We start from the raw sequence: 26,881 nt of genomic DNA, 5'->3' as shown, positions 1-26,881 counted from the left end.
CTGCGCGGGGAAATGCACGGATTGATTTTCAGACCGGCATAGTATAGGGGGGTACCCTATGCATATCGTGGCGGATCGGGACAAGCTGTTGGCGCGGGTGCGGCGCATCGCCGGGCAGATCGGCGCCGTCGAGCGGCAATTGTCGGGCGACGCGGGTTGTTCGGAAACGCTGCAACTCGTTGCCTCCGTGCGGGGTGCGGTCGGCAGCCTGATGGAAGAATTGATCGAGCAGCATATGCGCGAACATGTCGCCCGGCCGGGCATCAGCGACGCAGCGCGAGAGGCTGCGGCGGAGGAAATGCTGGCGCTAATCCGGCGCTACGGGAAATGAGCATGCACGACGACCATGGCCATGGCGGCCACCATCATCCTGAGGACCATGATCATGTGCATGGCATTCCGGTGGCCAATGGGGATGATGGCGAGGAAAGCCATTATTTCGACCATATCTACCTGACGCGCGGACATGACGAGAATGCCCGCAAGACGATCTGGGTGGTGTGGCTGACGGCGGCGACCATGGTGGTCGAGATCGTCTTCGGCTGGCTGACCGGGTCGATGGCGCTGCTGGCCGACGGCTTCCACATGGCGACCCATGCCGGCGCGCTGGCGGTGGCGGCCGCCGCCTATGGCTATGCCCGGCGGCATGCGCGCAACCCGCGCTATACGTTCGGGACAGGCAAGGTGGGCGACCTGTCCGGCTTCGCATCCGCGCTGATCCTGGCCTTCACCGCCCTGTTCATCGCCGTCGAGTCCGTGATGCGCTTCTTCGAACCGGTGAAGGTGGCCTTTGGCGAAGCGACGCTGGTCGCGGTGATCGGCCTGGTCATCAACCTGATCAGCGCTCTGCTGCTGGGACACGACCATAGCCATGATCACGGGCATGATCATGATCACAGGCATGGCCATGCCGACAATAATCTGCGCGCCGCCTATGTGCATGTGCTGACCGACGCGCTGACGTCGGTGCTGGCGATCATGGCGTTGCTGGCGGGGCGCTATATGGGCTGGTGGTGGCTGGACCCCGCCGTCGGCCTGCTGGGCGCGGTGGTGATCGCGCGCTGGGCCTGGGGGCTGATGAAGGATACCGCCGCGATCCTGCTCGACACGGCCGAACCGGCTCTGATGGCGCGGATCAAGGCGCTGGCCGAGGCGGAAGGGGCGACCATCCGCGACCTGCATGTCTGGCGCATCGGGCCGCATGCCCATGCCGCGATCGTCAGCCTGGCTCCCGGCGCCGATGTCGCCGCCGTGCGCCGCCAGGTCCGCGCCCTGCCGCGCATGGAGCATGTGACGGTGGAGTGCGGATAACCGTCGCAGACTCCCTTACCGAAGAGATAATCCTTAAGAGTTAGAGCAGCAAAACCGCCGGGTTAAGGCGGAAATTCACCACGATGGCAGATCGGCACGGCTTGACTCGACTCGGGCGGCCATTCAATTTCCCTTACGGAAATCTATAAAATACCGTCGGAGAGGAGGCCTTATGCCGGTTGCAAAGCCGTTTGCGGGAAAGGTTTTTCACGCCCTCTTGATGGAATGTTTCGCTGAACAGCGAAGGCCCACCGCCGATGAAGTGGACTCGGTCGCCTCCAAAATCTGGCAGGACAGTCATGGATCGATGACCGGGCAGGATTGGCGGGATGTGGTCAGGGGAAGCGACGCCCACCGGCAGATGATCAATGCGGCTCTGATGGCATTCGGGTCGGCTCCAGCGGAAATGCATAGGGAGATATCCTGACGCTCGGTCGATGTTGAAGCCAAGGCGGGGATGCAGGCGCTGGCTCCATCCTGATGATGGGGGTTTTGAATGGCGACTGTTCCCTATCAGCCATCGCGAGGCGCGAAGTAGGCGCACCAGCCCCAAGAAAATTCTCCGTAGCATCTTGAAACTGAAATAGCTCTTCCTATTTCCCTCTTGTCCCGGCCTTCTCCCCCCTCCCGCCGGGACATCCCTCTTTGTGGCCCCGGCGTTCCCTTGCGCCGGGGCTTCTTTTTTAAGAGCATCGTGCGCAAAGGTGGGAACCGGTTTTGCGCTTAAACGATGCGACAACAAAAGCTTAGAGCGCGCGGCCTGCGCCTGATTTAACGCAGCGCGCTCTAGAGATATTGGGCCGCTACCCAGCCGCTCGCCCAGGCCCATTGGAAATTATAGCCGCCCAGCCAGCCGGTGACGTCGACCGCTTCGCCAATGGCATAGAGACCGGGGAGGTGGCGCGCCTCCATCGTTTGCGAGGACAATCCCGCGGTCGAAATGCCGCCGATTGTGACCTCCGCCTTGGCGAAGCCTTCGGTGCCATTGGGCGTGAAGGGCCAGGCCGACAGGCGGCGTTCGGCGTCCTGCAGCTTGCGATCCGGGACGTTGCCCAGGTCGCCGGGAAGCGCCAGCCGCTCCGCCAGGGCGTCGGCCAGACGGTCGGGCAGGTGGCCGCGCAGGCATTGCATCAGCGTGGCGCGCGGCCTGCCGCGCTTCGCCTCCGTCAGCCAGCCTTGCGGCTGGTCGGGCAGGAGGTCGAGAGCGATGGCGTCGCCATGCCGCCAATAGGATGAAATCTGCAGGATCGCCGGGCCGGACAGGCCCCGGTGGGTGAGCAGCGCGGCTTCGCGGAAGGCGGTCTTGCCATGGCGTGCGATGACCTCGGTCGAGACGCCGGAGAGCGAGCGGAAGAGCAGCTCTTCGCTGCCGAGGGTCAGGGGCACCAGCGCCGGTCGGGGTTCCACCACCTTGAGCCCGAACTGGCGGGCGAGGTCATAGGCAAGGGCGGTTGCGCCGATCTTGGGGATGGAGGGGCCGCCGGTGGCGATGACCAGCGCCGGGGCCGTGGCGGTCCTGTCGCCATGGGTGACGCAGTACCGGCCATCGGCATGGGTGACGGCGGCGATGGCGTGGTCGAGCCGGATGGTGACGCCGCCCGCCTCGCATTCGGCCAGCAGCATGGCGACGATTTGGCGCGCGCTCTGGTCGCAGAAGAGCTGGCCCAGCGTCTTTTCGTGCCAGGCGATGCCGTGGCGTTCGACAAGCCCGAGGAAATCCTGCGGCGTGTAGCGGCCCAGCGCCGATTTGGCGAAATGAGGGTTGGCGGACAGGTAGCGGTCGGGCGCGGTGTGGATATTGGTGAAGTTGCAGCGGCCGCCGCCGGAAATCAGGATTTTCTTCCCTGCCTGATCGGCATGGTCGATGACGAGGACGCGCCTGCCCCGCTGGCCCGCCATGGCCGCGCACATCAGGCCGGCGCCGCCAGCGCCCAGGACGATGGCGTCATAGGTTTCCGCTGGGGAAGCCATCAACCGGCGGCGAGCGCGTCCATGATCTGGCGGACGGGCGTGACGTCATAGCCCGCGGAGGCGGCCTGCTCGGTCAGCGCCGCCGGATGGTCGCCCGCGCGGGCGCGGGTCAGCGCCCAGAGCAAGGTGCTGCGCGTGCCGGAGCGGCAATAGGCAAGTATCTTGCCCTCGCCCGCCTGCTCCAGCGCGGCGGCCATGCCGTCGAGCTGCCAGGGCGCGAAGCCGCCATGGGCCACGGGGACGGCGGCATAGGCGATGCCGGCGGCCCTGGCTGCGGCCTCGATCTCCGCGCCGTTCGTCTGGCCCGGCTCCTCGTCGTCGGGGCGGTTGTTGATGATCACCGTCACGCCCAGCGCCTTGGCTTCCGCCACCTGATCGACGCTGATCTGCGGGGAGACGTAGAGGCTTTTGGTGAGCTGGCGGAACATGGGCGGGACTCCTTTTCGGGTCTCCTTGCGCTTGTGGGCGGCGGGATTCAAGAGGGTAGGCCACAGAGCAGCATGCTCCTTCGCAGGAGCAGGTCAATTCTTCCGTTCTAAAGATAAGGGCGGATCGCCGCGAGGAAGGCGTCGCCATAGGCGTCGAGCTTGCGCTGTCCCACGCCGCTGATGTGGCCGAGTTCCGTGAGGCTCGTCGGACGCTGCTCCGCCATTTCACGCAGGGTCGAATCGTGGAAGATCACATAGGGCGGCACGCCCGCCTCCTGCGCCAGTGCGCGGCGGCAGGCGCGCAGGGCGTCGAACAGCGGATCGCCCACCGGATTTTCCGCGCTGCCGTTGCGGGCGCTCTTGCGGCGGCGTTCCTTGCGGGGCGGGAGGACCAGGCTGACCTCTTCCTCGCCGCGCAGGATCGGGCGGGCATTGGGGCCGAATTCCAGCCCGCCATGCTCGTTGGTCTGGAGCGCGTCGCGCACCAGCAGGGCGCGGGAAACAGGGCGCAGCAGCGCCGTCTCTTCGCCGTCGACAATGCCGTAGACCGAAATCCTGTCATGGCCGCGCTCGCGAATCTTGTCGGTGACGGCGCCGGTCAGCACCTGCTCGATATGGCCGACGCCGAAGCTCTGGCCGGTGCGGTAGACGGCGGACAGGAATTTGCGCGCGGTCTGGGTCGCGTCGATGCTGGGCGGGGGATTGAGGCAATTGTCGCAATTGCCGCAGCCCGGCGGGGGATTTTCCCCGAAATGGCGGAGCAATATGGCGCGGCGGCAGGTGCCGGTTTCGACCAGCCCGCCCAGCGCCGTGATGCGGGCGCGCTTGCCCTGCTGGCGCAGGGGATCGAGCTCGCCGATGCGCTGCCGGGCGCGGGCGAAATCGTCGGCGCCCCAGAAAAGATGCGCTTCGGCGGGTTCTCCGTCGCGGCCTGCGCGGCCCGATTCCTGATAATAGCCCTCGATCGACTTGGGCAGCGCCGCATGGGCGACGAAGCGGACGTCGGGCTTGTCGATGCCCATGCCGAAGGCGATGGTCGCGACCATCACCATATCCTCGCTGGCGATGAAGGCGGCCTGGTTGGCGGCGCGGACCTGCGGGTCGAGCCCGGCATGATAGGCGCGGGTCGGGCGGCCGGTCTTGCTGAGGGTTTCGGCCAGCTTCTCGGTCGCGGCACGGGTGGGGGCGTAGACGATGCCGGGGCCGGTCTGGCCGGCGATCAGGTCGGAAAGCTGGCGGGGCAGGCCATCGCGGGGATGGACGGCGTAGCGGATGTTCGGACGGTCGAAGCCCGCGATGATCAGGCCTTCGCGGGGAATGCCAAGCTGGACGAGGATGTCGTCGCGGGTGTGGTGGTCGGCGGTCGCGGTCAGCGCGAGACGGGGAACGTCCGGAAATTCATCGAGCAGCGGGCGCAGCAGGCGATAGTCCGGGCGGAAATCATGGCCCCATTCGGAGACGCAATGGGCTTCGTCTATCGCGAAGAGGGCGATCTTCGCGGCGCGCAGGAGGTTGCGGAACCCCTCCCCGCTGGCGCGTTCGGGCGCGACATAGAGCAGGTCGAGATCGCCATTGCGCAGCCGGTCCTGCGTCTCGCGCCAGTCGGCGTCGACGCTGGTGAGGCTGGCGGCACGGATGCCGACCGCCTGCGCGGCGCGAAGCTGGTCGTGCATCAACGCGATCAGCGGCGATATGACGACGCAGCAGCCTTCGAGCGCGACGGCGGGAAGCTGGTAGCAGAGCGACTTGCCCGCGCCGGTCGGCATGATCGCCAGCGTCGCCTGCCCCTCCATGATGCGGCTGACCACCTGTTCCTGCACGCCCCTGAAACCGGGAAAGCCGAAAACATCGTGGAGGAGGGTCGGGATGTCGGGACGCATGGGAAGGGGCTGTAGCGCTTTGAGGGGATTGGGGCCAGCTTCCCACATGGTCATCCCAGCGAAAGCCGGGATGACCATGGAAGCTCAAGGCTCCAGCAGACAGCCCCAGCCCTTGCGATAGCGCGCCGTGCGCGAAGCGAGCAGCGGAACCGCCGCGTTGACCGATTGCGATTCGGGCATGTCCTTCAGCGACACGGCCCACATGCCGGGTTCCTTGTCGCCATGACAGCTTTCCATCGACCGGCCTTCCACATAGCGGCAGGAGCAGGTGACGCGCGCGCCGAAGCCCGCGCCGACCTGGGCATGGGCGCGAAGGGCGCTCCAGTTCCACGCCAGCAGCGCCAGCGGCAGCAGGGCCACCGCCAAAACCCCATAAATCCATTTCCGGCGACCGGACATGCTCCCCTTTCCCGCGCTCCATGCTAAGGCCGCGGCTTATGAGGCTTGAGCGGAACAGCGTAAAGCGCCTTGGCATGCCGGGCGGGATTTTGGCGATTCTGGCCGTGGCCGGGTTGTGGACGGTGCGCGCCGCCGGGCCGGAGCCGGTCTACCATGTCGCAGGCGATTCGGACGCGGACGCCGCCGCCCTGCGCGCGGCCATCGATCCTTTGTTCGAGGATGCGGTGGGCGAGACCCGGGCGCTGGTCGTCATGCACGATGGCGAGATCGTGGCGGAGCGCTACGCGCCGGGCTATGGGCCGCGGACGAAGCTGCCGTCCTGGTCCACGGCCAAGAGCGTGACGGCGGTGCTGATCGGGCTGATGGTGTCGGACGGGCGGCTGGCGCTCGATTCGCCGGTGCCGGTCGCGGCCTGGGGGCAGCCGGGCGATCCGCGAGGGCGCATCACCCTGCGGCAGTTGCTGGCCATGACGTCGGGCCTGGATCATGTCGAGGACAGGGAACCGCTGGCGGAGGCCGACACGATAAGGATGCTGTTCACCGACGGAGCGCAGGACATGGGCGCCTTTGCGGAGGCCAAGCCGCTTGCCCATGCGCCTGGGACCGCCTTTTCCTATTCGACCGGCAACAGCGTCATCCTGGCCGACCTGATGGCGCGGATGCTGACCAACAGCACCGATCCCGACGTGCGGCGGCGGGCGATGCAGATGTTCATCGACGGGCGGCTGAAGATTCCGGCGCGCCTCGACAGCCTCGCGGTGGAATATGATGCGGCCGGGACGATGATCGGCGGCAGCTTCATGCATATGACGGCGCGGGATTATGCCCGCTTCGGGGAATTGCTGCGCAATCACGGGCGCGGCGTGGCGGGGCATCAGATCGTGCCGGAAAAGTGGATCGACTATATGCGCGCGCCCTCGCCCCGCAATGCCGCCTATGGCGCGCATCTGTGGCTGAACCGGGACAGCGAGGACAGCGCGCTGATGCCGGGGCAGGCGCCGCGCAGCCTGTTCGGCTGCGTCGGGCATGGCGGGCAATATATACTGGTTTCGCCTTCGCAGCGCCTGACGGTCGTGCGGCTGGGCATGTCGCCCACGAAGGCGGAGCGCGATGCGCTGAAGACGGGGCTGGCGAAGCTCGTCGGGCTTTATTCGCGGTGAACTGACCTTTATTTTCTTTGCGCAGGGTCGCCGGTTGGCTGGAATTGGCCGGACGGCCTCAGCCATCGCCACCTCTCAAAGCAGGAAATTGCCTTCGATCACCGTGCGGCAGGCGCCCGTCAGGATCACCCGGTCGCCTGAAAGCCGGCACGTTAAGCGCCCGCCGCGCTGCGATGCCTGAAATGCCGTCAGCCTGATCTTGTCGAGCCGCTTCGCCCAATAGGGCATGAGCAGGCAATGGGCGGAGCCGGTCACCGGGTCTTCGTCTATGCCCGCGCCGGGAACGAAGACGCGGCTCACCATGTCGCTGTCCTCGCCGGGTGCGGTGGCGATGAGCAGCAGGGGGCCCGCCTTCTTCAGCGTCGCGAAGTCCGGTTCCAGCGCATGGATCGCGGCGGCATCGCGATAGACGAAGATCGCGAAGCCGCCCTCGCGCCACTGGGTTTCGAGGACGTCCCCGCCCATCGCCGCCGCCAGCTCCGGCAGCGGGCTGGGCGCGGTCGGCCAGGCCGGGAGCGAGAGGCCATAGCCGTCGCGGTCCCGCGACACGGTCAGGATGCCCGCTTCCCGCGTGCGGAAGCGGACGGCGGTACGCCCGCCCATCAGCACATGGCCGCTCGCCAGCGTGGCGTGGCCGCAGAGCTTGACCTCCACGGCGGGCGTGAACCAGCGCAGCGCATAGTCCGCCTCCGGATCGTCGGGCGTGGGCACGGTGAAGGCGGTTTCGGACAGATTATTTTCCGCCGCTATCGCCTGAAGCGTCGCATCGTCCAGCCATCGGCCAAGCGGCATGACCGCGGCCGGATTGCCGGTGAAGGGAGCGTCGGCGAAGGCGTCGACCTGAATGATGGGCAGGCTGGTCACGGGCAATCCTTTGGTTTCGGGCCATCATGACGATGCGTTCGGTGCGGGGACAGGGCCGGTCCGCCGAAAATGGCTTGGCGTGGCCCGGCTCCTCAGGCCCGGCCCGCTCCTCAAGCCAGGAGGGTGAGCGTGGTGCAGACCGCCAGCCCGACGATCAGGTTGAGCGGAATCCCGATGCGCACGAAATCGGAAAAGCGATAGTCGCCCGCCGCATGGACGAGGGCGTTGGTCTGATAACCGATCGGCGTGGCGAAGCAGGCCGACGCGCCGATCATCAGCGCGATCACCAGCGGACGCGGATCGGCGCCGAGTTGATGGGCGAGCGCGATGGTGAGCGGCGTGAGCAGCGCCGCAACCGCATTGTTGCTGAGCAGTTCGGACAGCAGAAGCGCGAAGAAATAGATGAGGAACACCAGCGTCCATGCCGGAGCGGCGGCGAGCAGCGGCTCGATCCAGCCGACCATCAGCGCGACGCTGCCCGCCTGTTCGAGCGCCAGCCCGACCGCGAGCATGGCGAAGATCAGGATCAGCACGTCGCCGTCGATGGCGGCCCAGGCTTCCTCCGGGTCGATGCAGCGGGTGACGAGGATCACGCCCACGGCGATGAAGGCGGCAAGGCCGATGCCGATGAGATCGACGGCCGAGAGCAGCACCACCGCCGTCAGGGCAAGAATGGCGATCCATGCCTTTCGCGGGCGGAAGGCGCGGGCGCGGCTGATGTCGACGCCGATCAGATGGGCATTGTCCTTGAGCGAACGGATGCTGTCGTCGCTGCCCGCGATCAGCAGGCGGTCGGCGCCGCGCACGCGGGTTTCGCTGAGGTCCGGCCCCGGCAGGTGACGCGCCCGGTGGATGCCGATGATCCGCACCCGCAGCGCGTGCAGGAAGGGAATGTCGATCAGCCGTTCCCCGATGGACGGATGGCTGGGCGCGATCATCGCTTCGATGACGGTGCCGCTGCCCGGAGTCTCCGACGCCGCGGCCAGCCCGATTTCGAAATCGCCGGATTCGCGCAGGGTCATGATCGTCGCGCCGTCGGCATGGACCAGCAGGCGGTCGCCGGCGTGCAGTTCCTCTTCCTCTATCCCCCGGCGCCGTATCTCCCCCGCCCTCTTGAGGCCGAGCAGGCTGGCGGAGCGGCCGATGATCGACAGGGAGCCGACCGTGCGGCCGATGAGGTCGCTGTCGCGCGACAGGGTGAGTTCGGTCAGATAATCCTGCACATTGCCGCCATCCTCCCCCGCGATGGAGGGCGGATCGCCGGGAAGCAGGAAGGACAGGCCGGCCAGCGCGGCGACGCCGGCCAAGACCCCCGCCAGCCCATAGGGCGTGATGTCGAATATGCCGAAGGGCGCCATGCCCTGATCGGCGGCGATGCCCGCGACGATCAGGTTGGTCGATGTGCCGATCAGCGTCACGCAACCGCCCATCACGGCAACGGCGTTCATCGGGATCAGCAGCTTCTTCACCGGATAGCCGGTCGCCTGCGCCAGCTTGAACATGATCGGGATCAGCAGCACCACCACGGGCGTGTTGTTGAGGAAGGCCGAGAGGATGACCGTGCCGAGCGTGACTTCGGCCAGCGCCAGACGCGGGTGGCGCTGGGCGCGGGCCATGACCAGATCGGCAACGCGATTGATCGTCCCCGTGCGGATCAGCGCGCCGGAAAGCACGAACATCGCGCCCACCGTCAGCGGCGCACTGTTGGAGAAGACGGAGAACAGGTCCTTTTCGTCCAGCAGGCCCAGCACCGCGAAGGCGCACGCCCCGACCACGGAGACGACCGTGGGCGAATAGCGTTCGCGCACGAAGGCGACGAACATCAGGGCGAGGATGAGAAGTCCGATTTCCGCGCGATAGATGCCGATCAGCGCGGTGATGAAATGCATGCGTCTTGTGCCCCGGATCGCGTTTTCGCGTCCTGCCTGAACGAAATGGGCCAGCCATGGTTGCATGGCTGGCCCGTGTTCGCGGCTGAAGGGGACGTTTTGACCGTCAATCCATGGAAACCATGGTGACGCTCCCCAGGCTTACGCACTGCCGCTCGCCCTCCCGCGGGCGATCTGTGACGATGATGTTACCGCAGATTGGCTGAGTCGTCTCGCGCAAATCCTGCCTTTATCGAAAGAATGGCTCGATTCGGCGCGTTATATTGCGGCGGTGAACGCGGTTCTCCTGCGGGCTCCTGCCCTTGCAGGAGCAGGGCGACGCCTGACTCAGCCTTCACCGCATTGCGCGCGGTGGAGCAGCTTCTGGTCCGCCAGCACCAGCGCCATCATCGCTTCCACCACCGGCACGCCGCGAATGCCGACGCAGGGGTCGTGGCGGCCCTTGGTGATGATCTCCGACGCCTCGCCTTCGCGGGTGACGGTTTCGACCGGGATCAGGATCGAGCTGGTCGGCTTGAAGGCGATGCGGACCTTGACCGGCTGCCCGGTGGAGATGCCGCCCGCAATGCCGCCCGCATGGTTGGCGAGGAAGACGGGGTTGCCGTCATTGCCCCCGTCCATATTGGGCCGCATCGGATCGGCATTCTGCTCGCCGCGCAGGCGGGCGGCGGCGAAACCGTCACCGATCTCCACGCCCTTGACCGCGTTGATGCTCATCATCGCGGCAGCCAGTTCGCTGTCCAGCTTGGCATAGAGCGGCGCGCCCCAGCCCGCCGGAACCCCGCTGGCGACGCATTCGACCACCGCGCCGAGCGACGAGCCGTCCTTGCGGGCGTCATCGACCAGTTTCTCCCAACGCTTCGCCGCTTCCGGGTCGGGGCAGAAAAAGGGGTTGCTGTCGATCTCGCTCGCGTCGAAACGGGCCGGATCGATGGCGTCGCCGCCGATTTCGCTGACATAGGCGAAGATGTCGACATCGGGGATGACGAGCCGCGCCACCGCGCCGGCCGCCACGCGGCTGGCGGTTTCCCGTGCCGAGGATCGCCCGCCGCCGCGATAGTCGCGGAAGCCATATTTGGCGTCATAGGCATAGTCGGCATGGCCGGGGCGATAGGCCTTGGCGACCTCGCCATAATCCTTGGAACGCTGGTCGGTATTCTCGATCATCAGGCTGATCGGGGTGCCGGTGGTCCGCCCCTCGAACACGCCGGAGAGGATGCGCACCTCATCCGGCTCGCGGCGCTGGGTGGTGAATTTGGAGGTGCCGGGCCTGCGCTTGTCGAGGAAGGGCTGGATGTCGGCTACGCTGAGCGACAGGCCCGGAGGGCAGCCGTCGACCATCGCGCCGATGGCGGGACCATGGGACTCGCCCCAGGTCGAGAAGCGGAAGACGCGGCCGAATGTGTTGAAGCTCATGATCCCTGCCCTTTGGGTGAGGTGGTTCGCCCTCACCCTCCCAGCGCTTCGCGCCGGGGCCCTCCCTCTCCCGCTTGCGGGAGAGGGGTTGAAATGCCTTATTTGTCCAGCGCGATGTCTGGCGCGTCTTCGGCCTTCATGCCGATGACATTGTAGCCCGCGTCGACATGGTGGATTTCGCCGGTCACGCCCGACGCCAGATCGGAGAGGAGGTAGAGGCCGGCGCCGCCCACATCCTCTATCGTCACGTTGCGGCGGAGCGGGCTGTTCAGTTCGTTCCACTTCATGATGTAGCGGAAATCGCCGATGCCGCTGGCCGCCAGCGTCTTGATCGGCCCGGCGGAGATGGCGTTGACGCGGATATTTTCCGGGCCCAGGTCCATCGCCAGATATTTGACGCTGGTTTCCAGCGCCGCCTTGGCCACGCCCATGACGTTGTAATGCGGGATGACCTTTTCCGCGCCATAATAGCTGAGCGTCAGCAGGCTGCCGCCCTCCGCCATCAACGCCCGCGCGCGCTTGGCGACGGCGACGAAGCTGTAGGCGGAAATGTTCATCGTCAGCAGGAAATTCTCCAGGCTGGTGTCGACATATTTGCCGCGCAGCTCATTCTTGTCGGAAAAGCCGATGGCATGGACCACGAAATCCAGCTTGCCCCACTTCGCCCTGACCTCTTCGAAGGCGGCGTCGAGCTTTTCCATGTCCGACACGTCGCAGTCGATCAGGAAGTCGGAACCCAGTTCCTCCGCCAGCGGCCTGACCCGCTTGGCCAGCGCGTCGCCCTGATAGGAGAAGGCCAGTTCCGCCCCCTGGGCGTGCAGCGCCTTCGATATGCCCCAGGCCAGCGACTTGTCGTTCGCCAGCCCCATGATCAGACCGCGTTTTCCCGCCATCAAGCCTGTCATTTCGTCGTCCCATTCCCTTTGTCGACCTGCGCGGCGGCCGCAGCTTCCTCTTCCGGGAACTCCGCCAGCGCCGCATTCAATTCCGCGCCAATTACCACGCCAAGCCCGACAAGGAAGAAGAAAATGAGGGTGATCATCACGCCGGCCAGGCTGCCATAGGTCATGTCATAGCCGCCGAGCATGGAAAGCGTGACCGGCAGCAGCAGGGTGACGCCGTACCACCAGAGCGCCGTGGCGATGGCGCCGGGCCATTTCGGGAAGCGCGGATCCTTGTACAGGCTGGGGGTAAGGGAAACGTAGAGATAATAGAGCGCGACGCACAGGATCGCCATGGGCGCCAGCTTGGTCAGGCCGACGATCTGTATCGCCTGGTCGGCAAAGGGCAGGATCTGGTGCAGGAACTGGTCGATGCCGGTGATGATCACCTGCATGGAGAAGGCGAACATCACCGCGAACACGCTGACCAGGGTGATGCCGATGGCGGTCAGGCGATAATGCCAGAAGGGGCGCGTGCTCCTGGTGCCATAGGCGCGGCGCAATATGTCGCGGATCGTCTCTATGAGGCTGCCGACGGTCCACAGCCCGACCAGCCCGCCCAGCCAGAGCAGCGGCCCCGTGCGGGCGTTGAGCACATCGACGATCGGCTGGCGCACCACCTCCGCGACGCCGGGCGGCACCGTTTCCAGAAAGGCCCCGACCGCCGCCAGCCCGTCCTGCGACCGGCCGAAGATGCTCGCCACCGCCGCCGCCACGATGAAGAAAGGGAACAAAGTCATCAGCGAGAGATAGGCAAGGTTCCCCGCATGGATGAAACCGTCGCTATAGGTGCCGACCGCCACCCGCTTCGCGATTTCGAAGGCATGGCTGCCGGGGCGCACCCGGGCGATCTGGCGGTGGAACTTGGTGCGGGCCTCTTCGGTGAGCCGCTGGCGACGGGACTCCGGTGAATAGGGGGACGGCTGCGGCATTCCCCCCTAACCCCTCAAACGCCCAGATGGGTCCGCACGGCGCGGCTGTCCCGCCAGCCTTCCACCAGCGCCTTGATCGCCGGATCGTCGGCGGGCACGTCGATCAGCAGGGTGACGAGCTGGTCGCCGCGCTGGCCGTTCCTGCCGGTGAAGCCCCTGCCGCGCAGCCGCAGCGTCTTGCCGGAGGAGGCGCCCGCCGGCACGCCCAGCATCACCGGGCCGTCGACCGTCGGCACCTTGACCTTCGCGCCCTGCACCGCCTCGTCCAGGGTGATGGGCAGGTCGAGCAGCACATTGTCGCCGTCGCGGTTGAAGAAGGGGTGCGGCTTCACCTCTATGGTGACGATCGCGTCGCCCGCGCCGCCGGGACCCTGCTGCCCCTTGCCGGAAAGCCGCATCTGCGTGCCCGTCTCGACCCCCGCGGGGAGCTTGAGGTCGATGGTCTTGCCGTCCTGGAGCGTGATCCGCTGGGGCGCGAGCGTCGCGGCGTCGACGAACGGGACGGCGAGGCGATAGGTGACGTTCGCGCCCTTCTGCGGCGGCGCGCCACGGCCGAAACCGCCAAAGCCCCCGCCCGCCGCGCCACGGCGGCCTGCGCCGCCGCCGAACAGGCCTTCGAATATGTCCCCGAAATCGGCGCCGCCTTCCTGGAACTCGAACCCGCCGCCCTGACCCGGCCGGCCCCGAAAGCCGCCCGCCCCGGCGCCGCCGAAGCCGAAGGGCGCGGTCGGATTGCCCTCGCCGTCGATCTCGCCCCGGTCGAAGCGCGCGCGCTTGTCCTTGTCCGACAGCAGGTCGTAGGCGCTGGTGACGGCGGAGAATTTCTCCGCCGCCTTGGGATTGTCCTTGTTCCTGTCGGGATGCAGTTCCTTGGCGAGCTTCCGATAGGCCGATTTGATCTCTGCCTCGCTCGCGCTGCGCGCGACGCCCAGGGTGGAGTAGGGATCAGCCATTGCCGCCAACATATCCTTTTGCATGAAAAACCGTTTGCGCCTTATGTGGCGAAAGGCGCGGCGTCGTTCAAGCGTGGGAAAGCCTTATCGACATGGCTTTATGAGGGGCGTACATCACCGCGCATGACCGATCCCTTCGTCCTGTTCGATGCCTGGTATGTCGAGGCGCGCGAAACCGAGATCAACGACAGCAACGCCATGGCGCTGGCCACCGCCGATGCGCGCGGGCGGCCTTCGGTGCGGATGGTGCTGCTGAAGGGGCATGGGCCGGACGGCTTCGTCTTCTACACCAATTTCGAGGGGCGCAAGGCGGAGGAGCTGCACGCCAATCCGCACGCCGCGCTGCTGTTCCACTGGAAGTCGCTGCGGCGGCAGGTCCGGATCGAGGGGGCGGTGGGCCCGGTGGAGGAGGCCGCGGCCGACGCCTATTTCGCGACGCGCAGCCGTGACAGCCAGTTGGGCGCCTGGGCATCCGACCAGTCGCGCCCGCTGGAATCGCGCGACGTGTTCATGGCGCGATATGAGGAAGTCAGCCTGCGTTTCGAGGGCGGGCCGGTGCCGCGTCCGCCGCATTGGTCGGGCTTCCGCCTCATCCCCGAACGAATCGAATTCTGGCAGGATCGCGAACATCGCCTGCATGAGCGCCGCCTGTTCGAACGGACCGGCGACGGCTGGCGCGAGGGGCTGCTCTACCCCTGAGGCCGTGCTTTTCCGGCGCCGGACGGGGCGCGGAATATGATTCCTCATTCGTCTAACCCGATGACGGCAGGCGCGCGCCTTCGATTGCGGGCGCTGCGGGTGGCTGTTAGGTGTAGCCACCATTTGGGACAGACCATGAATGCGGTGCGCCCACGCGCCGGTTAAAGGAACGAGATGCGAAATCGACTGACGGCGTTCATCCTGACGGGCATGGTTCTGGGGGTGATCGTGGGCTTTGCCACCAATATCTGGGTGGGTGGCGACAAGGCGCTGGCGAAGGATGTGGCGGGCTATTACCACCTGCTGGCGGACATCTTCCTGCATCTGATCAAGATGATCATCGCGCCCCTGGTCTTCTCCACGCTGGTGGCGGGCATCGCGCATATGGGCGACAGCGCCGCGCTGGGGCGGATCGGCGGGCGGGCGCTCGCCTGGTTCATCATCGCCAGCCTGATCTCGCTGACGCTCGGCCTCATCTTCGTCAATTTCTTCGCGCCGGGCGAGGGATTGAACCTCGTCCGGTCGGGCGCGGATTCGGGCGTGAATACGGAGGCGCTCAACTTCCGCGACTTCATCCTGCATGTCTTTCCGACCTCCATGGTCGGGGCGATGGCGGAAAATTCGATCCTGCAGATCGTCGTCTTCTCCCTGTTCGTGGGCATCGCGCTGACCGCCATCGGTGAGAAGGGCAAGCCGGTCGTCACCGTGATCGAGGCGATGGTGGAACTGATGCTGCAGGTGACCGGCTATGTCATGCGCGTCGCCCCCTTCGCCGTGTTCGGCGCGCTGGCGTCGGTGGTGACGACCGAGGGGCTGGGCGTGCTCAAGACCTTCGGCGAACTGGTGGGCGAATTCTACCTGTCGCTGATCGCGCTCTGGCTGCTGCTGTTCGCGGCGGGATCGATCTTCCTGGGGAAGCGGATGGTGAAGCTGATCCGCTATGTGCGCGAGCCGATATTGATCGCCTTCTCCACCGCCTCGTCGGAGGCCGCCTATCCCAAGATGCTGGAGCAGCTCGACCGCTTCGGCGTGCCGCGCCGCATCTACAGCTTCGTGCTGCCGCTGGGCTACAGCTTCAATCTGGACGGGTCGATGATGTATTCGACCTTCGCGACGATCTTCATCGCCCAGGCCTATGGCATCGACCTGCCGATCGCCACGCAGATCACCATATTGCTGGTGCTGATGGTGACCAGCAAGGGCATCGCCGCCGTGCCCCGCGCGTCGCTGGTGGTGGTCGCGGCGACGCTGGGGCAGTTCGACCTGCCGGTGGAGGGCGTGGCCTTCATCCTGGCCGTCGACCATTTCATGGACATGGGCCGCACCGCGACCAACGTGCTGGGCAATGCCATCGCCACATCCGTCATCACCAAATGGGAAGGCATGCTGGAGGTCGAGGAACCCGAATATGTGCCCCACCCCAAGGCGCCGGCGCATACCGCCGCGCACGGCCGAGCCGGGCTGGAACTGGCGCCCGACATGGTGGAGGAAGAGGAAAAGGGCTAGGGCGCGCTGCGTTGAATCGGGCCCGTTGCTGCCATAAGGCGTGCCGTGCCCCCGCGCTTGCGGGAACACGGCATGGTCCTTGGCTGAATTAACGCAACTTCGCGATGTTCAGCCCGTCCTGCTTGGCACGGGCCTTCACGGATTCCTCGCTGCGGGTCAGGGCCTTGGCGATGGCTTTCAGCGCCATGCCCTTCTTCGCCAGCGTGTGGAGCTTTTGCAGCTCGTCCGCCGTCCAGGGTTGCTTGTGACGCTCGAAGCGGTCGCCGGCCATCGGATTTCCTTCTAGAGCAGATTCCGATCCGATTGCATCGGCTCGACTGCTCTAAGTTTTTGTTTTGTCGCGTTTTCCGAGTCAGCAGATGATTCCATCTGCTTGGAAAACGCTCTAGGTGACCGCTCCGGCCCACTCCCACCCGGCCACCCAAGGGCAGTATCCTATGGGTGGCCGGGTGGGGGAGCGGGCCGGAGCCGAACGGTTTCAGCCTCGCTGAAACCGCAAAAGACGTCAATCCGCGAAGGGATCGCGGACGAGGATGGTGTCCTCGCGCTCGGGGCTGGTGGAGACGAGCGTGACCGGGCAGCCGATCAGTTCCTCGATCCGCCGGATATATTTGATCGCCTGGGCAGGCAGTTCGGCCCAACTGCGGGCGCCCGCCGTCGTGTCCTGCCAGCCTTCGATCGTCTCATAGACCGGTTCCGCCTTGGCCTGGTCCTGCGCATGGGCGGGCAGATAGTCGAAGCTCTGGTCCCCGATCCTGTAGCCGACGCAGATCTTCAGTTCTTCGAAACCGTCCAGCACGTCCAGCTTGGTAAGGGCGATGCCGGTGACGCCCGATACGGCGACCGACTGGCGCACCAGCACGGCGTCGAACCAGCCGCAGCGGCGCTTGCGGCCGGTGACGGTGCCGAATTCATGGCCGCGCTCTCCCAGACGCTGGCCGACGTCATTTTCCTGCTCGGTCGGGAAAGGACCGGAGCCGACGCGGGTGGTATAGGCCTTGACGATGCCCAGCACGAAGCCCGCGCCCGATGGGCCAAGGCCGGTGCCGCTCGCCGCCGTGCCCGCCACGGTGTTGGACGAGGTGACGAAGGGATAGGTGCCATGGTCGATGTCGAGCAGCGTGCCCTGCGCCCCTTCGAACAGGATGCGCCTGCCTTCCGCCTTCGCCTTGTTCAGCGTCAGCCAGACGGGCTTGACGAAGGGCAGGATGAAGCCGGCGATGTCGCGCAGCTCCGCCATCAGCGCGTCGCGGTCGATCGGCGCTTCGTTGAACCCGGCGCGCAGCGCGTCGTGATGCGCGGTCAGGCGGTCGAGTTGCGGGCCCAGATCGTCCAGATGAGCGAGGTCGCAGACGCGGATGGCGCGGCGGCCGACCTTGTCCTCATAGGCCGGGCCGATGCCGCGGCGGGTGGTGCCGATCTTGCCCGCGCCCGAAGCATCCTCCCGCAGGCCGTCCAGGTCGCGGTGGAAAGGCAGGATCAGCGGGCAGGTTTCCGCGATCTGGAGATTGTCGGGCGTGATCTCCACGCCCTGCCCCTTCAGCTTCGCGACCTCGTCGCGGAAGTGCCAGGGGTCCAGCACCACCCCATTGCCGATCACCGACAGCGTGCCGCGCACGATGCCGGAGGGGAGCAGGGAGAGCTTGTACACCTTCTCGCCCACGACCAGCGTGTGGCCGGCATTGTGGCCGCCCTGGAACCGGGCGACGACGTCGGCGCGTTCCGACAGCCAGTCGACGATCTTGCCCTTGCCTTCGTCGCCCCATTGGGCGCCGATCACGGTCACATTTGCCACAGTTACAGTCCTCCGCCCGCCGCGCGGACCGGCCATGCCCTTCGACGGGACTCGGCATGCCGGTGGGATAGGGTGGACGCCCCGGTTGACGATGGCCGTCCTGTGCGGGGCGCGCGTTAGCGGGGCATGGCGGGCGCGTCAAGGCGAAGGGGTTACACTTTGATACAGCGGGATGGCTTTACGCGGCCGGCCGGTCTGGCAAGCTTCCGCTCGGGAACGCGAAAGGGCGGCTGAATGCGGCGATTGACGACGGGAGCGATGTTGGCCCTGATGCTGGTCGCATCGGGCAGCGAGGCGCAGGGCCTGCGCGAACGCTGGCGGGCGCGGATGGCGGAAGGGCAGCAGAATGCGCCGGGCGGACAGACCATGGCCTATGGCAGGGATGGCCTGCAGATTCTGGACTATTGGCCCGCCCGATCGCAAAAGGCGCCACTGGTCGTCTTCGTGCACGGCGGCGGGTGGAAACGCGGGAGCAAGGACAATGCCACCGGAGCCGCCAAGGCCGAACATTATCATGGGCTTGGCTATGCCTTCGCCTCCGTCGACTACAGGCTGGTGCCGAACGCGACGGTGGAACAACAGGCGCAGGACGTGGCCGACGCGCTGGCCTTCTTGCGAGCGAAGGCAATGGACCTGGGCTTCGATGCGGACCGGATCGTGCTGATGGGGCATAGCGCGGGTGCGCATCTGGCCGCGTTGGTAGGGACGGACATGCGCTATTTCGCCAGGGCGGGACTGGGGCCGGACGCCGTGCGTGGGGTGATCCTGCTGGACGGCGCGGCCTATGATGTCGGCAGGCAAATGGCGGAGGGCGGGCGTTTCATGGCGGGCACCTATGAACAGGCCTTCGGCACCGATCCGGCGCGGCAGAAGGCGCTGTCGCCGACATTGCATGCCGGGCAACCCAATGCGCCCGGCTTCCTGATCCTGCATGTCGACCGCGCGGACGGCACGGCGCAGTCGGAGGCGCTGGCGGCGGCGCTGCGCAAGGCGGGAACGCCGGTGGAGATGACTGCGCTGGCGGGCCGGGGCCTGCGCGGGCATATGCAGATCAACCGGGCGATGGGCGATCCCGGTTATCCCGGAACCGCCATCGTCGACCAATATCTGAGCCGCCGCTTCGGTCAGTAAGGCCGGGGTTCTACGCCGTCGAGCCAGTGGGAGCAGCGCAGCGTTTCGCCATTCTCCTCGCCCGTCAGCGCGGCGATGGTCTGCCAGCCTTCGGCGCGCAACTGCGCCGCGCGCGCCGCGTCATGGTGCAGCGGCAGGAACAGGCGCTTGGGGGATTGGCCGCCGAAGCCGGCATCGATCAACGGATCGGGATAGAGGGAGAAGCCCATGGCCGGTTCCTCCGACCCGTCGGCGCGGATGATCGCATAGCTGCCGCCCCGGCCGATCTCTCCGGTGAAGCCGTCCGCGAAGATCGAGAAGCCGAACCAGTTCTGATATTCGAAGCCATGCCGCTCGGTGGGATCGAGCGTCAGGGTGATGTCCCAGCCGATGGGCCTGGCAATGGCGCGCAGGCCGGCGATCCGGCTGTCGATGGCGCCGCCCAGTTCCGCGTTGAGCGCTTCCAGACGCTCCATCGCCGCGTGGAAGGGGCCGGTGCCCTCTATCAGCGGCAGATAGGCGGCGGCGGCCGGGCTGATCGCCGCGAGCGCGCCCGCATCCTTGGCGTCCAGCTCGGCGCGGACGGCTTCTATCTCTTCCGGGGCGAGAGGCAGCGGACCGGCGGCCAGCGTGTCGATCAGGTCCGGCAAGGTGAAGTCGATGGTGATGCCGGTGACGCCCGCCGCCTGCAGCGCTTCGATGGCGACGTTCACGATCTCCACGGCTGCGGCGACGCTGTCGCTGCCGATGAGTTCGGCGCCGACCTGGAAGCGCTCCCGTTCCGGACGAAGCTGATTCGCGCGCAGGCGGATCACCGGCCCGGCATAGGACAGGCGCAGCGGACGCGGTGCGGCAGCCAGCCGGGTGGCGGCGATGCGGCCCACCTGCGCGGTCATGTCCGGACGCAGCGCCAGGCTGCGCTGGGATACGGGATCGATGGCGCGGACAAGGTCCTGCGCCTTCATCGATTTCAGGCGGCCGACCAGCGAATCCTCGAACTCCGCGATCGGCGGCATCACCCGCTCATAGCCATGGGCGGCGACGGTATCGAGCACGCGGCGCGCAAGACGCGCGGAAGCCTCTGCCTGCGGCGGCAGGCGGTCGGAAAGTCCTTCGGGAAGAAGGCCGGGCGGGATCGTGGTCATGGGCTGGCCTTTAGCGGATTATGCGCGCAAGGCCAGCCCGAACCATATCAGGCCCGAACCGGTGTCAGGCCCGAACCGGTGTCAGGCGAAGCGGAGGAGCTTCACCGTCTTGACGCCTGCCAGCTTGCAGATGTCGTTGAGGACGGTTTCATTGACCACGCCGTCGACCGACAGCAGCAGCACGGCTTCACCGCCCTGGTTGCGGCGGCCAAGGTGGAAGGTGCCGATGTTGACGTTCGCCTCGCCCAGAGTGGAGCCCAGGCGGCCGATGAAGCCCGGCGCGTCCTGGTTGACGATGTAGAGCATGTGCCCCGCAAGATCCGCCTCGACCTTGATCCCGAACAGTTCGACCAGGCGCGCCTGCGCATTGCCGAACAGCGTGCCGGCGACGGATTTGTCGCCGCCTTCGGTCTTCACGGTCACGCGCACCAGCGTCTGATAGTCGCCCTCACGGTCATGGCGCACTTCGCGCACGTCGAGGCCGCGTTCCTTCGCCAGGAAGGGCGCGTTGACCATGTTCACCGTGTCCGAATAGACGCGCATCAGCCCGGCCAGCACCGCGGCGGTGATCGGCTTCTGGTTGAGTTCGGCGGCATGGCCCTCGACCTCGACCGAGACGCTCTGGATGCGGTCGCCCTCAAGCTGGCCGACAAGGCTGCCCAGTTCTTCAGCCAGCGCCATATAGGGCTTGAGCTTCGGCGCTTCCTCCGCCGACAGGCTGGGCACGTTCAGCGCATTGGTGATGCCGCCGTCGAGCAGATAGTCGCTGAGCTGTTCCGCCACCTGAAGCGCGACATTGACCTGCGCTTCGTCGGTCGACGCGCCCAGATGCGGGGTGCAGATGAAGTTCGGCGTGCCGAACAGCGGCGATTCCTTCGCCGGCTCGGTCACGAACACATCGAGCGCGGCGCCAGCGACATGGCCCGAATCCAGCGCTTCCTTGAGCGCGGCTTCGTCGATCAGGCCGCCGCGCGCGCAGTTGATGATGCGCACGCCCTTCTTCGTCTTGGCCAGATTTTCCTTGCTCAGGATGTTGCGGGTCTGGTCGGTCAGCGGCGTGTGCAGGGTAATGAAGTCCGCCTTCGCCAGCAGCGTGTCCAGATCGGCCTTTTCCACGCCCATTTCGACGGCGCGTTCCGGGGTCAGGAAGGGGTCGAAGGCGACGACCTTCATCTTGAGGCCCAAGGCGCGGCTGGCGACGATGGAACCGATATTGCCCGCGCCGATCAGGCCCAGCGTCTTGCCGGTGACTTCCACGCCCATGAAGCCGTTCTTCGGCCACAGGCCCTGCTGCGTCTGGGCATTGGCTTCGGGCAACTGGCGGGCCAGTGCGAACATCAGCGCGATGGCGTGCTCGGCGGTGGTGATCGAGTTGCCGAAGGGGGTGTTCATGACGATCACGCCCTTGGACGAGGCGGCCGGGATGTCGACATTGTCGACGCCGATGCCGGCGCGGCCGATGACCTTCAGGTTGGTGGCGTGGTCGAGAATGTCCTTCGTCACCTTGGTCGAGCTGCGGATGGCGAGGCCGTCATATTGGCCGATGATCGCCTTCAGCTCTTCGGGGGTCTTGCCGGTGATTTCGTCGACTTCCACGCCGCGCTCCCGGAAGATCGCGGCGGCGCGGGGGTCCATCTTGTCGCTGATGAGTACCTTGGGCATCTGTGTTTCCTTTGGAAATATGCCCGTCATCCCCGCGGAAGCGGGGACCCATCTCCCATAAGAAGCGTCAAGCGGGACGTTCAGGAGATGGGTTCCCGCCTGCGCGGGAATGACGGCTTCAAATAGAGATCAAGCAGCCTTGACGGTGGCGTAGGCCCAGTCGAGCCAAGGCCCCAGCGCTTCGATGTCGGCGGTCTCGACCGTCGCGCCGCACCAGATGCGCAGGCCCGCCGGGGCGTCGCGATAGCCCGCGACGTCATAGGCGGCGCCTTCCTTCTCCAGCAGGGCCGCGAAGCTCTTGATGAAGGCTTCGTCCGCGCCCTCGACGGTCAGGCAGACGCTGGTGGTCGAGCGGGAGGCGGGATCGGCGGCGAGATGGCCAAGCCAGTCGCGTTCCTCGACGATCCTGTTCAGCGCCGCCGCATTGGCGTTGCTGCGCGCGATCAGCCCGGAAAGGCCGCCGATCGACTTGCCCCATTCCAGCGCGAAGATCGCATCCTCGACCGCCAGCATGGAGGGGGTGTTGATCGTCTCGCCCTTGAAGATGCCCTCGGCCAGCTTGCCCTTCGCCATCAGGCGGAAGACCTTGGGCAGCGGCCAGGCCGGGGTGTGGGTTTCGAGGCGCTCGACCGCGCGGGGACCGAGGATCAGCACGCCATGGCCGCCCTCGCCGCCCAGCACCTTCTGCCAGGAGAAGGTGGCGACGTCGATCTTGGTCCAGTCGATCTCATAGGCGAAGACCGCGCTGGTGGCGTCGGCGAAGGTCAGGCCTTCGCGGTCGGCGGGGATCCAGTCGGCATTCGGCACGCGCACGCCGGAGGTGGTGCCGTTCCAGGTGAACAGCACGTCATGGGCGAAGTTCACACCGTTCAGGTCGGGCAATTGGCCATAGTCGGCGCGGATGATCGTCGGATCGAGCTTCAACTGCTTGGCGGCGTCCGTCACCCAGCCCTCGCCGAAGCTTTCCCAGGCGAGCGTCGTCACCGGGCGGGCGCCCAGCATCGTCCACATCGCCATTTCGAAGGCGCCGGTGTCGGAACCGGGGACGATGCCGATGCGGTGGGTTTCGGGCAGGTTCAGCAGCTCGCGCATCAGGTCGATGCAATAAGCGAGGCGGGTCTTGCCGATCTTGGCGCGGTGCGAGCGGCCGAGGGAGTCGGCGCTCAGCTTGTCGGCGCTCCAGCCCGGAGGCTTGGCGCAGGGACCGGAAGAGAAATAGGGGCGCTCGGGTTTCTTGGCCGGACGGTTGGCGGGCTTTTCAGCAGGCGCAAGGGTGGCGTCAACGGCAGTCAGGTCAGTCATGTATGCGTCTCCTTACAGAGAGCACGCGCGGCGTTGGGACCGCGTGGCCCGCTGGCCGCCCTAAAGTCTCCGGCCAAAGAGTCAAGTTGAATGTCTGGACGCGATGAACCGAGCATGCCGTTAACCCTTGGGCCAGCCGGACGTGGTAAATGGTCCCGTCATGATCGAGCGGGTTAGGGGGAAAGCGATTTTTCGCGGCCTGGCGCTGGCGGCCGCAGCGGCTGCCGCGCTGACGCTGGCAGGCTGCGGCGGCGACCTCGTCCCGCGCGGCCGGGTGGAGCGCCCGGCAAGGCCCGCGAAGACCGCCCGGCCAGCCGCCCCGCCGCCCATGGAAGTGCGGCAGTGCATGGCGAAGCTGCAATCGCAATCCGTCCTCTTCACGCCCCTGCCGGACCAGAATTTCGGCGGCGGGTGCAGCGCCTATGGCAGCGTCAAGCTGCTCGACATCGGCGTGCCCGCGACCAATCTGGGTGCGATGACCTGCAATCTGGCGGCCAATTTCGCGGCCTGGGCCCGCTTCGGCGTGCAGCCTGCCGCCCGGTTGATCCTGGGGGCGGAGGTCGAGAAGATCGAGACGTTCGGCACCTATAATTGCCGGCCGATCGCGGGCAGCGGCAAGCTGAGCGAACATGCCCACAGCAATGCGGTCGACGTGTCGGGATTCGTGCTGAGCGACGGGCGGCGCATCACCATCCAGAACGACTGGAACGGCGACCGGCGCGTCCGCCAGTTTCTGGAGATCATCCACGCCAGCGCCTGCAAGCGGTTCCGCACGGTGCTGAGCCCCGATTACAACGCCGCCCATCACGACCATTTTCACTTCGACATGGGCGGCCGCGGCGGCTTTTGCCGCTGAGCGGAAACGGGAACGCGGCGGCTTCTGCCGCTAAGCGGAAACGGGAACGCGGCGGCTTCTGCCGCTGGGCGGGCGGAAGAAGCGGGCCGAACTTAACGGCATTTAATCTTAACCGCCTTGGCTTTGCCGCCTTGGCCGCCTACCTTGGTGAAAATGACCAGAAAAGAAATCGAAGAACGCAAATTCCGCCCCGCCCGTCAGGAAGCCGCCGACGCCCGCAAGGGGGTGGAAACACCGCAGACCAGCAGCGCCGCCTACCGCCTGGCCTTTCAGGACACCGAATTCCTGCTGCGGGAGGATTTGCGGCCGGTGCGGTTCCAACTGGAATTGCTGAAACCCCAATTGCTGATGGACGAGGCGAAGATCGAATCGACCTTCGTCTTCTACGGATCGGCGCGCATTCCCGAACCGGAGCAGGCGCAGGCGCGCATCGACGCCGCGACCACGCCCGAACAGCGGCGGATCGCGGAAAATCTGGGCAAAAAGGCGCGCTATTATGACGAGGCGCGCAAGCTTGCCCGGATCGCGGCGCAATATCCGGTGAACGAGGCGGGATGCCGCCATTTCGTCGTCTGCTCGGGCGGCGGCCCCTCGATCATGGAGGCGGCCAATCGCGGCGCCGACGATGTGGGCGCCGCCACCATCGGCATGAACATCGTGCTGCCCCATGAACAGGCGCCCAACCGCTTCGTCACGCCGGAGCTGAGCTTCCAGTTCCACTATTTCGCGCTGCGCAAGATGCATTTCCTGCTGCGGGCGCGGGCGCTGGCGGTGTTCCCCGGCGGCTTCGGCACGTTCGACGAGATGTTCGAACTGCTGACGCTGATCCAGACCGGCAAGATGAAGCCGATCCCGATCCTGCTGTTCGGGCGCGAATTCTGGACGCGCGTGGTGGATTTCGAGGCGCTGGCGGACGAAGGCGTGATTTCTCCGTCGGACCTCAACCTGCTGACCTGGGTGGAAACGGCCGAGGAAGCGTGGAAAGCGGTGCAGAGCTTTTACCAGGATTCGGAAGCGCCGGGCTGCGCGTGATGCGCGTCGCGCTCCTGCCCGCGCAGGAGCGCGGTCGGGATTGGCTGTCGGGAAGTAGGCCATGGCCCTTGCCCTGCCCGCCGCACGGGACTAGGGCCCGGCCATGCGCGCCGATCTCGCCCATGTCGACACCTGGATCTTCGATCTGGACAACACGCTCTACCCGGCGAAGGCGGACCTTTTCGCGCTGATCGACGTGAAGATGGGCGAGTTCATCCAGGGCCTGCTCGGCTGCGATCCGGTCGTCGCGAAGGAAACGCAGAAACGCTATTTCCTGGAGCATGGCACCACCCTGTCCGGCCTGATGCACCATCATGGGATCGAGCCGCACGCCTTTCTGGATTATGTCCACGACATTTCCATGGACCGGCTGGAGGTGGACGAGGCGCTGAACGCCCATATCGCGGCGCTGCCGGGGCGGCGGCTGATCTTCACCAATGGCGACGGCGCCTATGCGACGCGGGTGCTCGACAGGCTGGGCCTGACTGGCGCGTTCGAGCTGATCCACGACATCCATGCCTGCCAATATGTGCCCAAGCCCGATCCGTCGGGCTATGCCGAACTGTGCCGGGTGCATCATGTGGAGCCGGGCCGCGCCGCCTTTTTCGAGGATATGGCGCGCAACCTGCGCCCGGCCAAGGCGATCGGCATGACCACCATCTGGGTCAATAACGGGTCCGAGGCGGGCAATCACGAGCATCATCCCGACTTCATCGACTTCGAAACCGACCATCTGACGCCGTTTCTGGCGGATATTTTTGGGGAGCAGCCATGAGCAAAGAACTGATCGCGACCATCGACGCCGCTTGGGAGGACCGGGCCAATGTCAATCTCCAGACGCAGGGCGAGGTCCGTCAGGCGGTGGACAGGGCGCTTGCCCTGCTGGACAAGGGCGAACTGCGCGTGGCGGAGCCGGCCGCTGAAGGCTGGCAGGTCAATCAATGGGCGAAGAAGGCGGTCCTGCTGTCCTTCCGCCTCAACGACAATGTCATGATCGACAACGGGCCGGGCGCGGGCCATTGGTGGGACAAGGTGCCAAGCAAGTTCGCGGGTTGGGACGAGGCGGCCTTTCGCGCCGCCGGTTTCCGCGCGGTGCCGGGGTCGTTCGCCCGCGCGGGCGCGCATATCGCCAAGAATGTGATCCTGATGCCGAGCTTCGTGAACATCGGCGCCTTCGTCGATGAGGGCACGATGGTCGACACCTGGGTGACGGTGGGAAGCTGCGCGCAGATCGGCAAGAATGTCCATCTGTCGGGCGGGGTCGGCATCGGCGGCGTGCTGGAGCCGTTGCAGGCCGATCCGGTGATCATCGAGGACGACTGCTTCATCGGCGCGCGGTCCGAAGTCGTGGAGGGCGTGCGCATCGGCAAGGGTTCGGTGCTGTCGATGGGCGTGTTCATCGGCATGTCCACCAAGATCATCGACCGCGCCACGGGCGAAGTGTTCATCGGCGAAGTGCCGCCCTATTCGGTGGTCGTGCCCGGCTCGCTGCCCGGCAAGCCCCTGCCCGACGGGACGCCGGGGCCGAGCCTTTATTGCGCGGTGATCGTGAAGCGGGTCGACGCGCAGACGCGGTCGAAGACCGGGATCAACGAGCTGCTGCGGGATTGAAGGCTGCCTCACTCCCCTC

At 66.3% G+C, this 26,881-nt stretch carries 26 protein-coding genes; 11 read left to right on the top strand and 15 right to left on the bottom strand.

Translation table 11 applies throughout. The annotated features are described in order from the left end of the window. Window positions 1–58 precede the first annotated feature (58 nt). The 3 genes from EGM87_RS15715 (at window position 59) to EGM87_RS15705 (ending at window position 1,738) form a co-directional block, all read left to right on the top strand. Window positions 59–331, top strand: coding sequence for a metal/formaldehyde-sensitive transcriptional repressor (locus tag EGM87_RS15715; RefSeq protein WP_025552137.1), 273 nt, complete (start codon window positions 59–61; stop codon window positions 329–331). Beyond that, on the top strand, window positions 328–1,311 hold the full coding sequence (gene dmeF, locus EGM87_RS15710) for a CDF family Co(II)/Ni(II) efflux transporter DmeF (protein WP_137709614.1): 984 nt from the start codon (window positions 328–330) through the stop codon (window positions 1,309–1,311). Before EGM87_RS15715 ends, dmeF begins: the two co-directional genes overlap by 4 nt. A 172-nt stretch (window positions 1,312–1,483) precedes the next feature. After that, window positions 1,484–1,738 carry a hypothetical protein gene (locus EGM87_RS15705; protein WP_048577896.1) on the top strand — a complete coding sequence of 85 codons (255 nt, stop codon included), beginning with the start codon at window positions 1,484–1,486 and terminating at the stop codon, window positions 1,736–1,738. A gap of 359 nt (window positions 1,739–2,097) precedes the next feature. Here EGM87_RS15705 and EGM87_RS15700 read toward each other — a convergent pair whose 3' ends face one another. The 4 genes from EGM87_RS15700 to EGM87_RS15685 all read right to left on the bottom strand — a co-directional run bounded on the left by EGM87_RS15700 (window position 2,098) and on the right by EGM87_RS15685 (window position 5,989). Further along, complete coding sequence (locus EGM87_RS15700) at window positions 2,098–3,282, bottom strand: BaiN/RdsA family NAD(P)/FAD-dependent oxidoreductase (protein WP_137709615.1); 1,185 nt, start codon at window positions 3,280–3,282, stop codon at window positions 2,098–2,100. Next, window positions 3,282–3,710: a protein tyrosine phosphatase family protein gene (locus tag EGM87_RS15695; protein ID WP_025551865.1), complete on the bottom strand. Its 429-nt coding sequence runs from the start codon at window positions 3,708–3,710 to the stop codon at window positions 3,282–3,284. Before EGM87_RS15695 ends, EGM87_RS15700 begins: the two co-directional genes overlap by 1 nt. Window positions 3,711–3,817: 107 nt before the next feature. Continuing rightward, on the bottom strand, window positions 3,818–5,590 hold the full coding sequence (gene recQ, locus EGM87_RS15690; RefSeq protein WP_137709616.1) for a DNA helicase RecQ: 1,773 nt from the start codon (window positions 5,588–5,590) through the stop codon (window positions 3,818–3,820). 84 nt (window positions 5,591–5,674) lie between these two features. Continuing rightward, window positions 5,675–5,989, bottom strand: a complete 315-nt coding sequence (locus EGM87_RS15685; protein ID WP_025551869.1) for a hypothetical protein — start codon at window positions 5,987–5,989, stop codon at window positions 5,675–5,677. A 38-nt stretch (window positions 5,990–6,027) separates the two neighbouring features. Here EGM87_RS15685 and EGM87_RS15680 point away from each other — a divergent pair, with 38 nt between their 5' ends. Further along, on the top strand, window positions 6,028–7,149 hold the full coding sequence (locus EGM87_RS15680) for a serine hydrolase domain-containing protein (RefSeq protein WP_025551871.1): 1,122 nt from the start codon (window positions 6,028–6,030) through the stop codon (window positions 7,147–7,149). Between the two features lie 75 nt (window positions 7,150–7,224). Here the strand turns inward: EGM87_RS15680 and EGM87_RS15675 are convergent, their stop codons facing one another. The 6 genes from EGM87_RS15675 to EGM87_RS15650 all read right to left on the bottom strand — a co-directional run bounded on the left by EGM87_RS15675 (window position 7,225) and on the right by EGM87_RS15650 (window position 14,144). Then, on the bottom strand, window positions 7,225–8,013 hold the full coding sequence (locus EGM87_RS15675) for a PhzF family phenazine biosynthesis protein (RefSeq protein ID WP_137709617.1): 789 nt from the start codon (window positions 8,011–8,013) through the stop codon (window positions 7,225–7,227). Between the two features lie 110 nt (window positions 8,014–8,123). Then, window positions 8,124–9,902 (bottom strand): SLC13 family permease, encoded by a 1,779-nt coding sequence (locus EGM87_RS15670; RefSeq protein WP_048577891.1) that lies wholly within the window; start codon window positions 9,900–9,902, stop codon window positions 8,124–8,126. 327 nt (window positions 9,903–10,229) lie between these two features. Further along, the gene (gene aroC, locus EGM87_RS15665; protein ID WP_137709618.1) at window positions 10,230–11,318 is read right to left on the bottom strand and encodes a chorismate synthase; all 1,089 of its coding nucleotides are present in this window, start codon (window positions 11,316–11,318) and stop codon (window positions 10,230–10,232) included. A 98-nt stretch (window positions 11,319–11,416) separates the two neighbouring features. Next, window positions 11,417–12,223, bottom strand: coding sequence for an enoyl-ACP reductase FabI (fabI, locus tag EGM87_RS15660; protein WP_137709619.1), 807 nt, complete (start codon window positions 12,221–12,223; stop codon window positions 11,417–11,419). Further along, window positions 12,220–13,191: a YihY/virulence factor BrkB family protein gene (locus EGM87_RS15655; protein ID WP_044661240.1), complete on the bottom strand. Its 972-nt coding sequence runs from the start codon at window positions 13,189–13,191 to the stop codon at window positions 12,220–12,222. Before EGM87_RS15655 ends, fabI begins: the two co-directional genes overlap by 4 nt. 14 nt (window positions 13,192–13,205) lie before the next feature. Next, entirely contained in the window at window positions 13,206–14,144 is a 939-nt protein-coding gene (locus EGM87_RS15650) for a DnaJ C-terminal domain-containing protein (RefSeq protein WP_137709620.1), read from the bottom strand. Between the two features lie 123 nt (window positions 14,145–14,267). Between EGM87_RS15650 and pdxH the strand changes: the two genes are divergently transcribed. Both pdxH and EGM87_RS15640 read left to right on the top strand, forming a co-directional pair. Further along, on the top strand, window positions 14,268–14,843 hold the full coding sequence (gene pdxH / locus EGM87_RS15645; RefSeq protein ID WP_103001288.1) for a pyridoxamine 5'-phosphate oxidase: 576 nt from the start codon (window positions 14,268–14,270) through the stop codon (window positions 14,841–14,843). Between the two features lie 174 nt (window positions 14,844–15,017). After that, a complete protein-coding gene (locus tag EGM87_RS15640; RefSeq protein WP_025552151.1) occupies window positions 15,018–16,349 on the top strand; it encodes a dicarboxylate/amino acid:cation symporter in 1,332 nt (443 codons plus the stop codon). A gap of 88 nt (window positions 16,350–16,437) precedes the next feature. On the opposite strand, the gene EGM87_RS15635 is transcribed toward EGM87_RS15640, so the two are convergent. Both EGM87_RS15635 and EGM87_RS15630 read right to left on the bottom strand, forming a co-directional pair. Then, window positions 16,438–16,620 carry a hypothetical protein gene (locus EGM87_RS15635; protein WP_007685461.1) on the bottom strand — a complete coding sequence of 61 codons (183 nt, stop codon included), beginning with the start codon at window positions 16,618–16,620 and terminating at the stop codon, window positions 16,438–16,440. 234 nt (window positions 16,621–16,854) lie between these two features. After that, window positions 16,855–18,144, bottom strand: a complete 1,290-nt coding sequence (locus tag EGM87_RS15630) for an adenylosuccinate synthase (protein ID WP_044661237.1) — start codon at window positions 18,142–18,144, stop codon at window positions 16,855–16,857. A 327-nt stretch (window positions 18,145–18,471) separates the two neighbouring features. On the opposite strand from EGM87_RS15630, the gene EGM87_RS15625 reads away from it, so the two are divergent. Next, window positions 18,472–19,275 (top strand): alpha/beta hydrolase, encoded by an 804-nt coding sequence (locus EGM87_RS15625; protein ID WP_253719161.1) that lies wholly within the window; start codon window positions 18,472–18,474, stop codon window positions 19,273–19,275. Here EGM87_RS15625 and EGM87_RS15620 read toward each other — a convergent pair. The 3 genes from EGM87_RS15620 to EGM87_RS15610 all read right to left on the bottom strand — a co-directional run bounded on the left by EGM87_RS15620 (window position 19,269) and on the right by EGM87_RS15610 (window position 23,363). After that, the gene (locus EGM87_RS15620) at window positions 19,269–20,399 is read right to left on the bottom strand and encodes an ATP phosphoribosyltransferase regulatory subunit (RefSeq protein WP_048577888.1); all 1,131 of its coding nucleotides are present in this window, start codon (window positions 20,397–20,399) and stop codon (window positions 19,269–19,271) included. The two genes, EGM87_RS15625 and EGM87_RS15620, sit on opposite strands and share 7 nt — an antisense overlap. Window positions 20,400–20,480: 81 nt before the next feature. After that, a complete protein-coding gene (gene serA, locus EGM87_RS15615) occupies window positions 20,481–22,061 on the bottom strand; it encodes a phosphoglycerate dehydrogenase (RefSeq protein ID WP_048577887.1) in 1,581 nt (526 codons plus the stop codon). A 129-nt stretch (window positions 22,062–22,190) separates the two neighbouring features. Next, window positions 22,191–23,363 carry a phosphoserine transaminase gene (locus tag EGM87_RS15610; RefSeq protein ID WP_137709621.1) on the bottom strand — a complete coding sequence of 391 codons (1,173 nt, stop codon included), beginning with the start codon at window positions 23,361–23,363 and terminating at the stop codon, window positions 22,191–22,193. Between the two features lie 160 nt (window positions 23,364–23,523). On the opposite strand from EGM87_RS15610, the gene EGM87_RS15605 reads away from it, so the two are divergent. From EGM87_RS15605 to dapD, 4 genes are all read left to right on the top strand, one after another. After that, complete coding sequence (locus EGM87_RS15605; protein ID WP_044661234.1) at window positions 23,524–24,219, top strand: extensin family protein; 696 nt, start codon at window positions 23,524–23,526, stop codon at window positions 24,217–24,219. Window positions 24,220–24,372: 153 nt separating this feature from the next. Then, on the top strand, window positions 24,373–25,251 hold the full coding sequence (locus EGM87_RS15600; RefSeq protein ID WP_137709622.1) for an LOG family protein: 879 nt from the start codon (window positions 24,373–24,375) through the stop codon (window positions 25,249–25,251). A gap of 103 nt (window positions 25,252–25,354) precedes the next feature. Next, a complete protein-coding gene (locus EGM87_RS15595; protein WP_137709623.1) occupies window positions 25,355–26,026 on the top strand; it encodes a pyrimidine 5'-nucleotidase in 672 nt (223 codons plus the stop codon). Continuing rightward, window positions 26,023–26,862: a 2,3,4,5-tetrahydropyridine-2,6-dicarboxylate N-succinyltransferase gene (gene dapD / locus EGM87_RS15590; RefSeq protein ID WP_137709624.1), complete on the top strand. Its 840-nt coding sequence runs from the start codon at window positions 26,023–26,025 to the stop codon at window positions 26,860–26,862. The genes EGM87_RS15595 and dapD overlap by 4 nt, the downstream gene beginning before the upstream one ends. The last annotated feature ends 19 nt before the right edge of the window (window positions 26,863–26,881 follow it).

The organism is Sphingobium sp. RSMS, from assembly GCF_005406185.4.
Taxonomy (GTDB): domain Bacteria; phylum Pseudomonadota; class Alphaproteobacteria; order Sphingomonadales; family Sphingomonadaceae; genus Sphingobium; species Sphingobium fuliginis.
The sequence above is the reverse complement of the archived record's forward strand: the minus strand, read 5'-3'. Positions and strand labels throughout refer to the sequence as shown.

What these genes read in the sequence shown, in the direction of transcription:
- EGM87_RS15715 (WP_025552137.1), top strand. Translation starts at nt 59, where the DNA reads ATGCATATCGTGGCGGATCGGGACAAGCTGTTGGCGCGGGTGCGGCGC.
- dmeF (WP_137709614.1), top strand. Translation starts at nt 328, where the DNA reads ATGAGCATGCACGACGACCATGGCCATGGCGGCCACCATCATCCTGAG.
- EGM87_RS15705 (WP_048577896.1), top strand. Translation starts at nt 1,484, where the DNA reads ATGCCGGTTGCAAAGCCGTTTGCGGGAAAGGTTTTTCACGCCCTCTTG.
- EGM87_RS15700 (WP_137709615.1), bottom strand. Translation starts at nt 3,282, where the DNA reads ATGGCTTCCCCAGCGGAAACCTATGACGCCATCGTCCTGGGCGCTGGC.
- EGM87_RS15695 (WP_025551865.1), bottom strand. Translation starts at nt 3,710, where the DNA reads ATGTTCCGCCAGCTCACCAAAAGCCTCTACGTCTCCCCGCAGATCAGC.
- recQ (WP_137709616.1), bottom strand. Translation starts at nt 5,590, where the DNA reads ATGCGTCCCGACATCCCGACCCTCCTCCACGATGTTTTCGGCTTTCCC.
- EGM87_RS15685 (WP_025551869.1), bottom strand. Translation starts at nt 5,989, where the DNA reads ATGTCCGGTCGCCGGAAATGGATTTATGGGGTTTTGGCGGTGGCCCTG.
- EGM87_RS15680 (WP_025551871.1), top strand. Translation starts at nt 6,028, where the DNA reads ATGAGGCTTGAGCGGAACAGCGTAAAGCGCCTTGGCATGCCGGGCGGG.
- EGM87_RS15670 (WP_048577891.1), bottom strand. Translation starts at nt 9,902, where the DNA reads ATGCATTTCATCACCGCGCTGATCGGCATCTATCGCGCGGAAATCGGA.
- aroC (WP_137709618.1), bottom strand. Translation starts at nt 11,318, where the DNA reads ATGAGCTTCAACACATTCGGCCGCGTCTTCCGCTTCTCGACCTGGGGC.
- fabI (WP_137709619.1), bottom strand. Translation starts at nt 12,223, where the DNA reads ATGACAGGCTTGATGGCGGGAAAACGCGGTCTGATCATGGGGCTGGCG.
- EGM87_RS15655 (WP_044661240.1), bottom strand. Translation starts at nt 13,191, where the DNA reads ATGCCGCAGCCGTCCCCCTATTCACCGGAGTCCCGTCGCCAGCGGCTC.
- EGM87_RS15650 (WP_137709620.1), bottom strand. Translation starts at nt 14,144, where the DNA reads ATGGCTGATCCCTACTCCACCCTGGGCGTCGCGCGCAGCGCGAGCGAG.
- pdxH (WP_103001288.1), top strand. Translation starts at nt 14,268, where the DNA reads ATGACCGATCCCTTCGTCCTGTTCGATGCCTGGTATGTCGAGGCGCGC.
- EGM87_RS15640 (WP_025552151.1), top strand. Translation starts at nt 15,018, where the DNA reads ATGCGAAATCGACTGACGGCGTTCATCCTGACGGGCATGGTTCTGGGG.
- EGM87_RS15635 (WP_007685461.1), bottom strand. Translation starts at nt 16,620, where the DNA reads ATGGCCGGCGACCGCTTCGAGCGTCACAAGCAACCCTGGACGGCGGAC.
- EGM87_RS15625 (WP_253719161.1), top strand. Translation starts at nt 18,472, where the DNA reads ATGGCGGAAGGGCAGCAGAATGCGCCGGGCGGACAGACCATGGCCTAT.
- EGM87_RS15620 (WP_048577888.1), bottom strand. Translation starts at nt 20,399, where the DNA reads ATGACCACGATCCCGCCCGGCCTTCTTCCCGAAGGACTTTCCGACCGC.
- serA (WP_048577887.1), bottom strand. Translation starts at nt 22,061, where the DNA reads ATGCCCAAGGTACTCATCAGCGACAAGATGGACCCCCGCGCCGCCGCG.
- EGM87_RS15610 (WP_137709621.1), bottom strand. Translation starts at nt 23,363, where the DNA reads ATGACTGACCTGACTGCCGTTGACGCCACCCTTGCGCCTGCTGAAAAG.
- EGM87_RS15605 (WP_044661234.1), top strand. Translation starts at nt 23,524, where the DNA reads ATGATCGAGCGGGTTAGGGGGAAAGCGATTTTTCGCGGCCTGGCGCTG.
- EGM87_RS15600 (WP_137709622.1), top strand. Translation starts at nt 24,373, where the DNA reads ATGACCAGAAAAGAAATCGAAGAACGCAAATTCCGCCCCGCCCGTCAG.
- EGM87_RS15595 (WP_137709623.1), top strand. Translation starts at nt 25,355, where the DNA reads ATGCGCGCCGATCTCGCCCATGTCGACACCTGGATCTTCGATCTGGAC.
- dapD (WP_137709624.1), top strand. Translation starts at nt 26,023, where the DNA reads ATGAGCAAAGAACTGATCGCGACCATCGACGCCGCTTGGGAGGACCGG.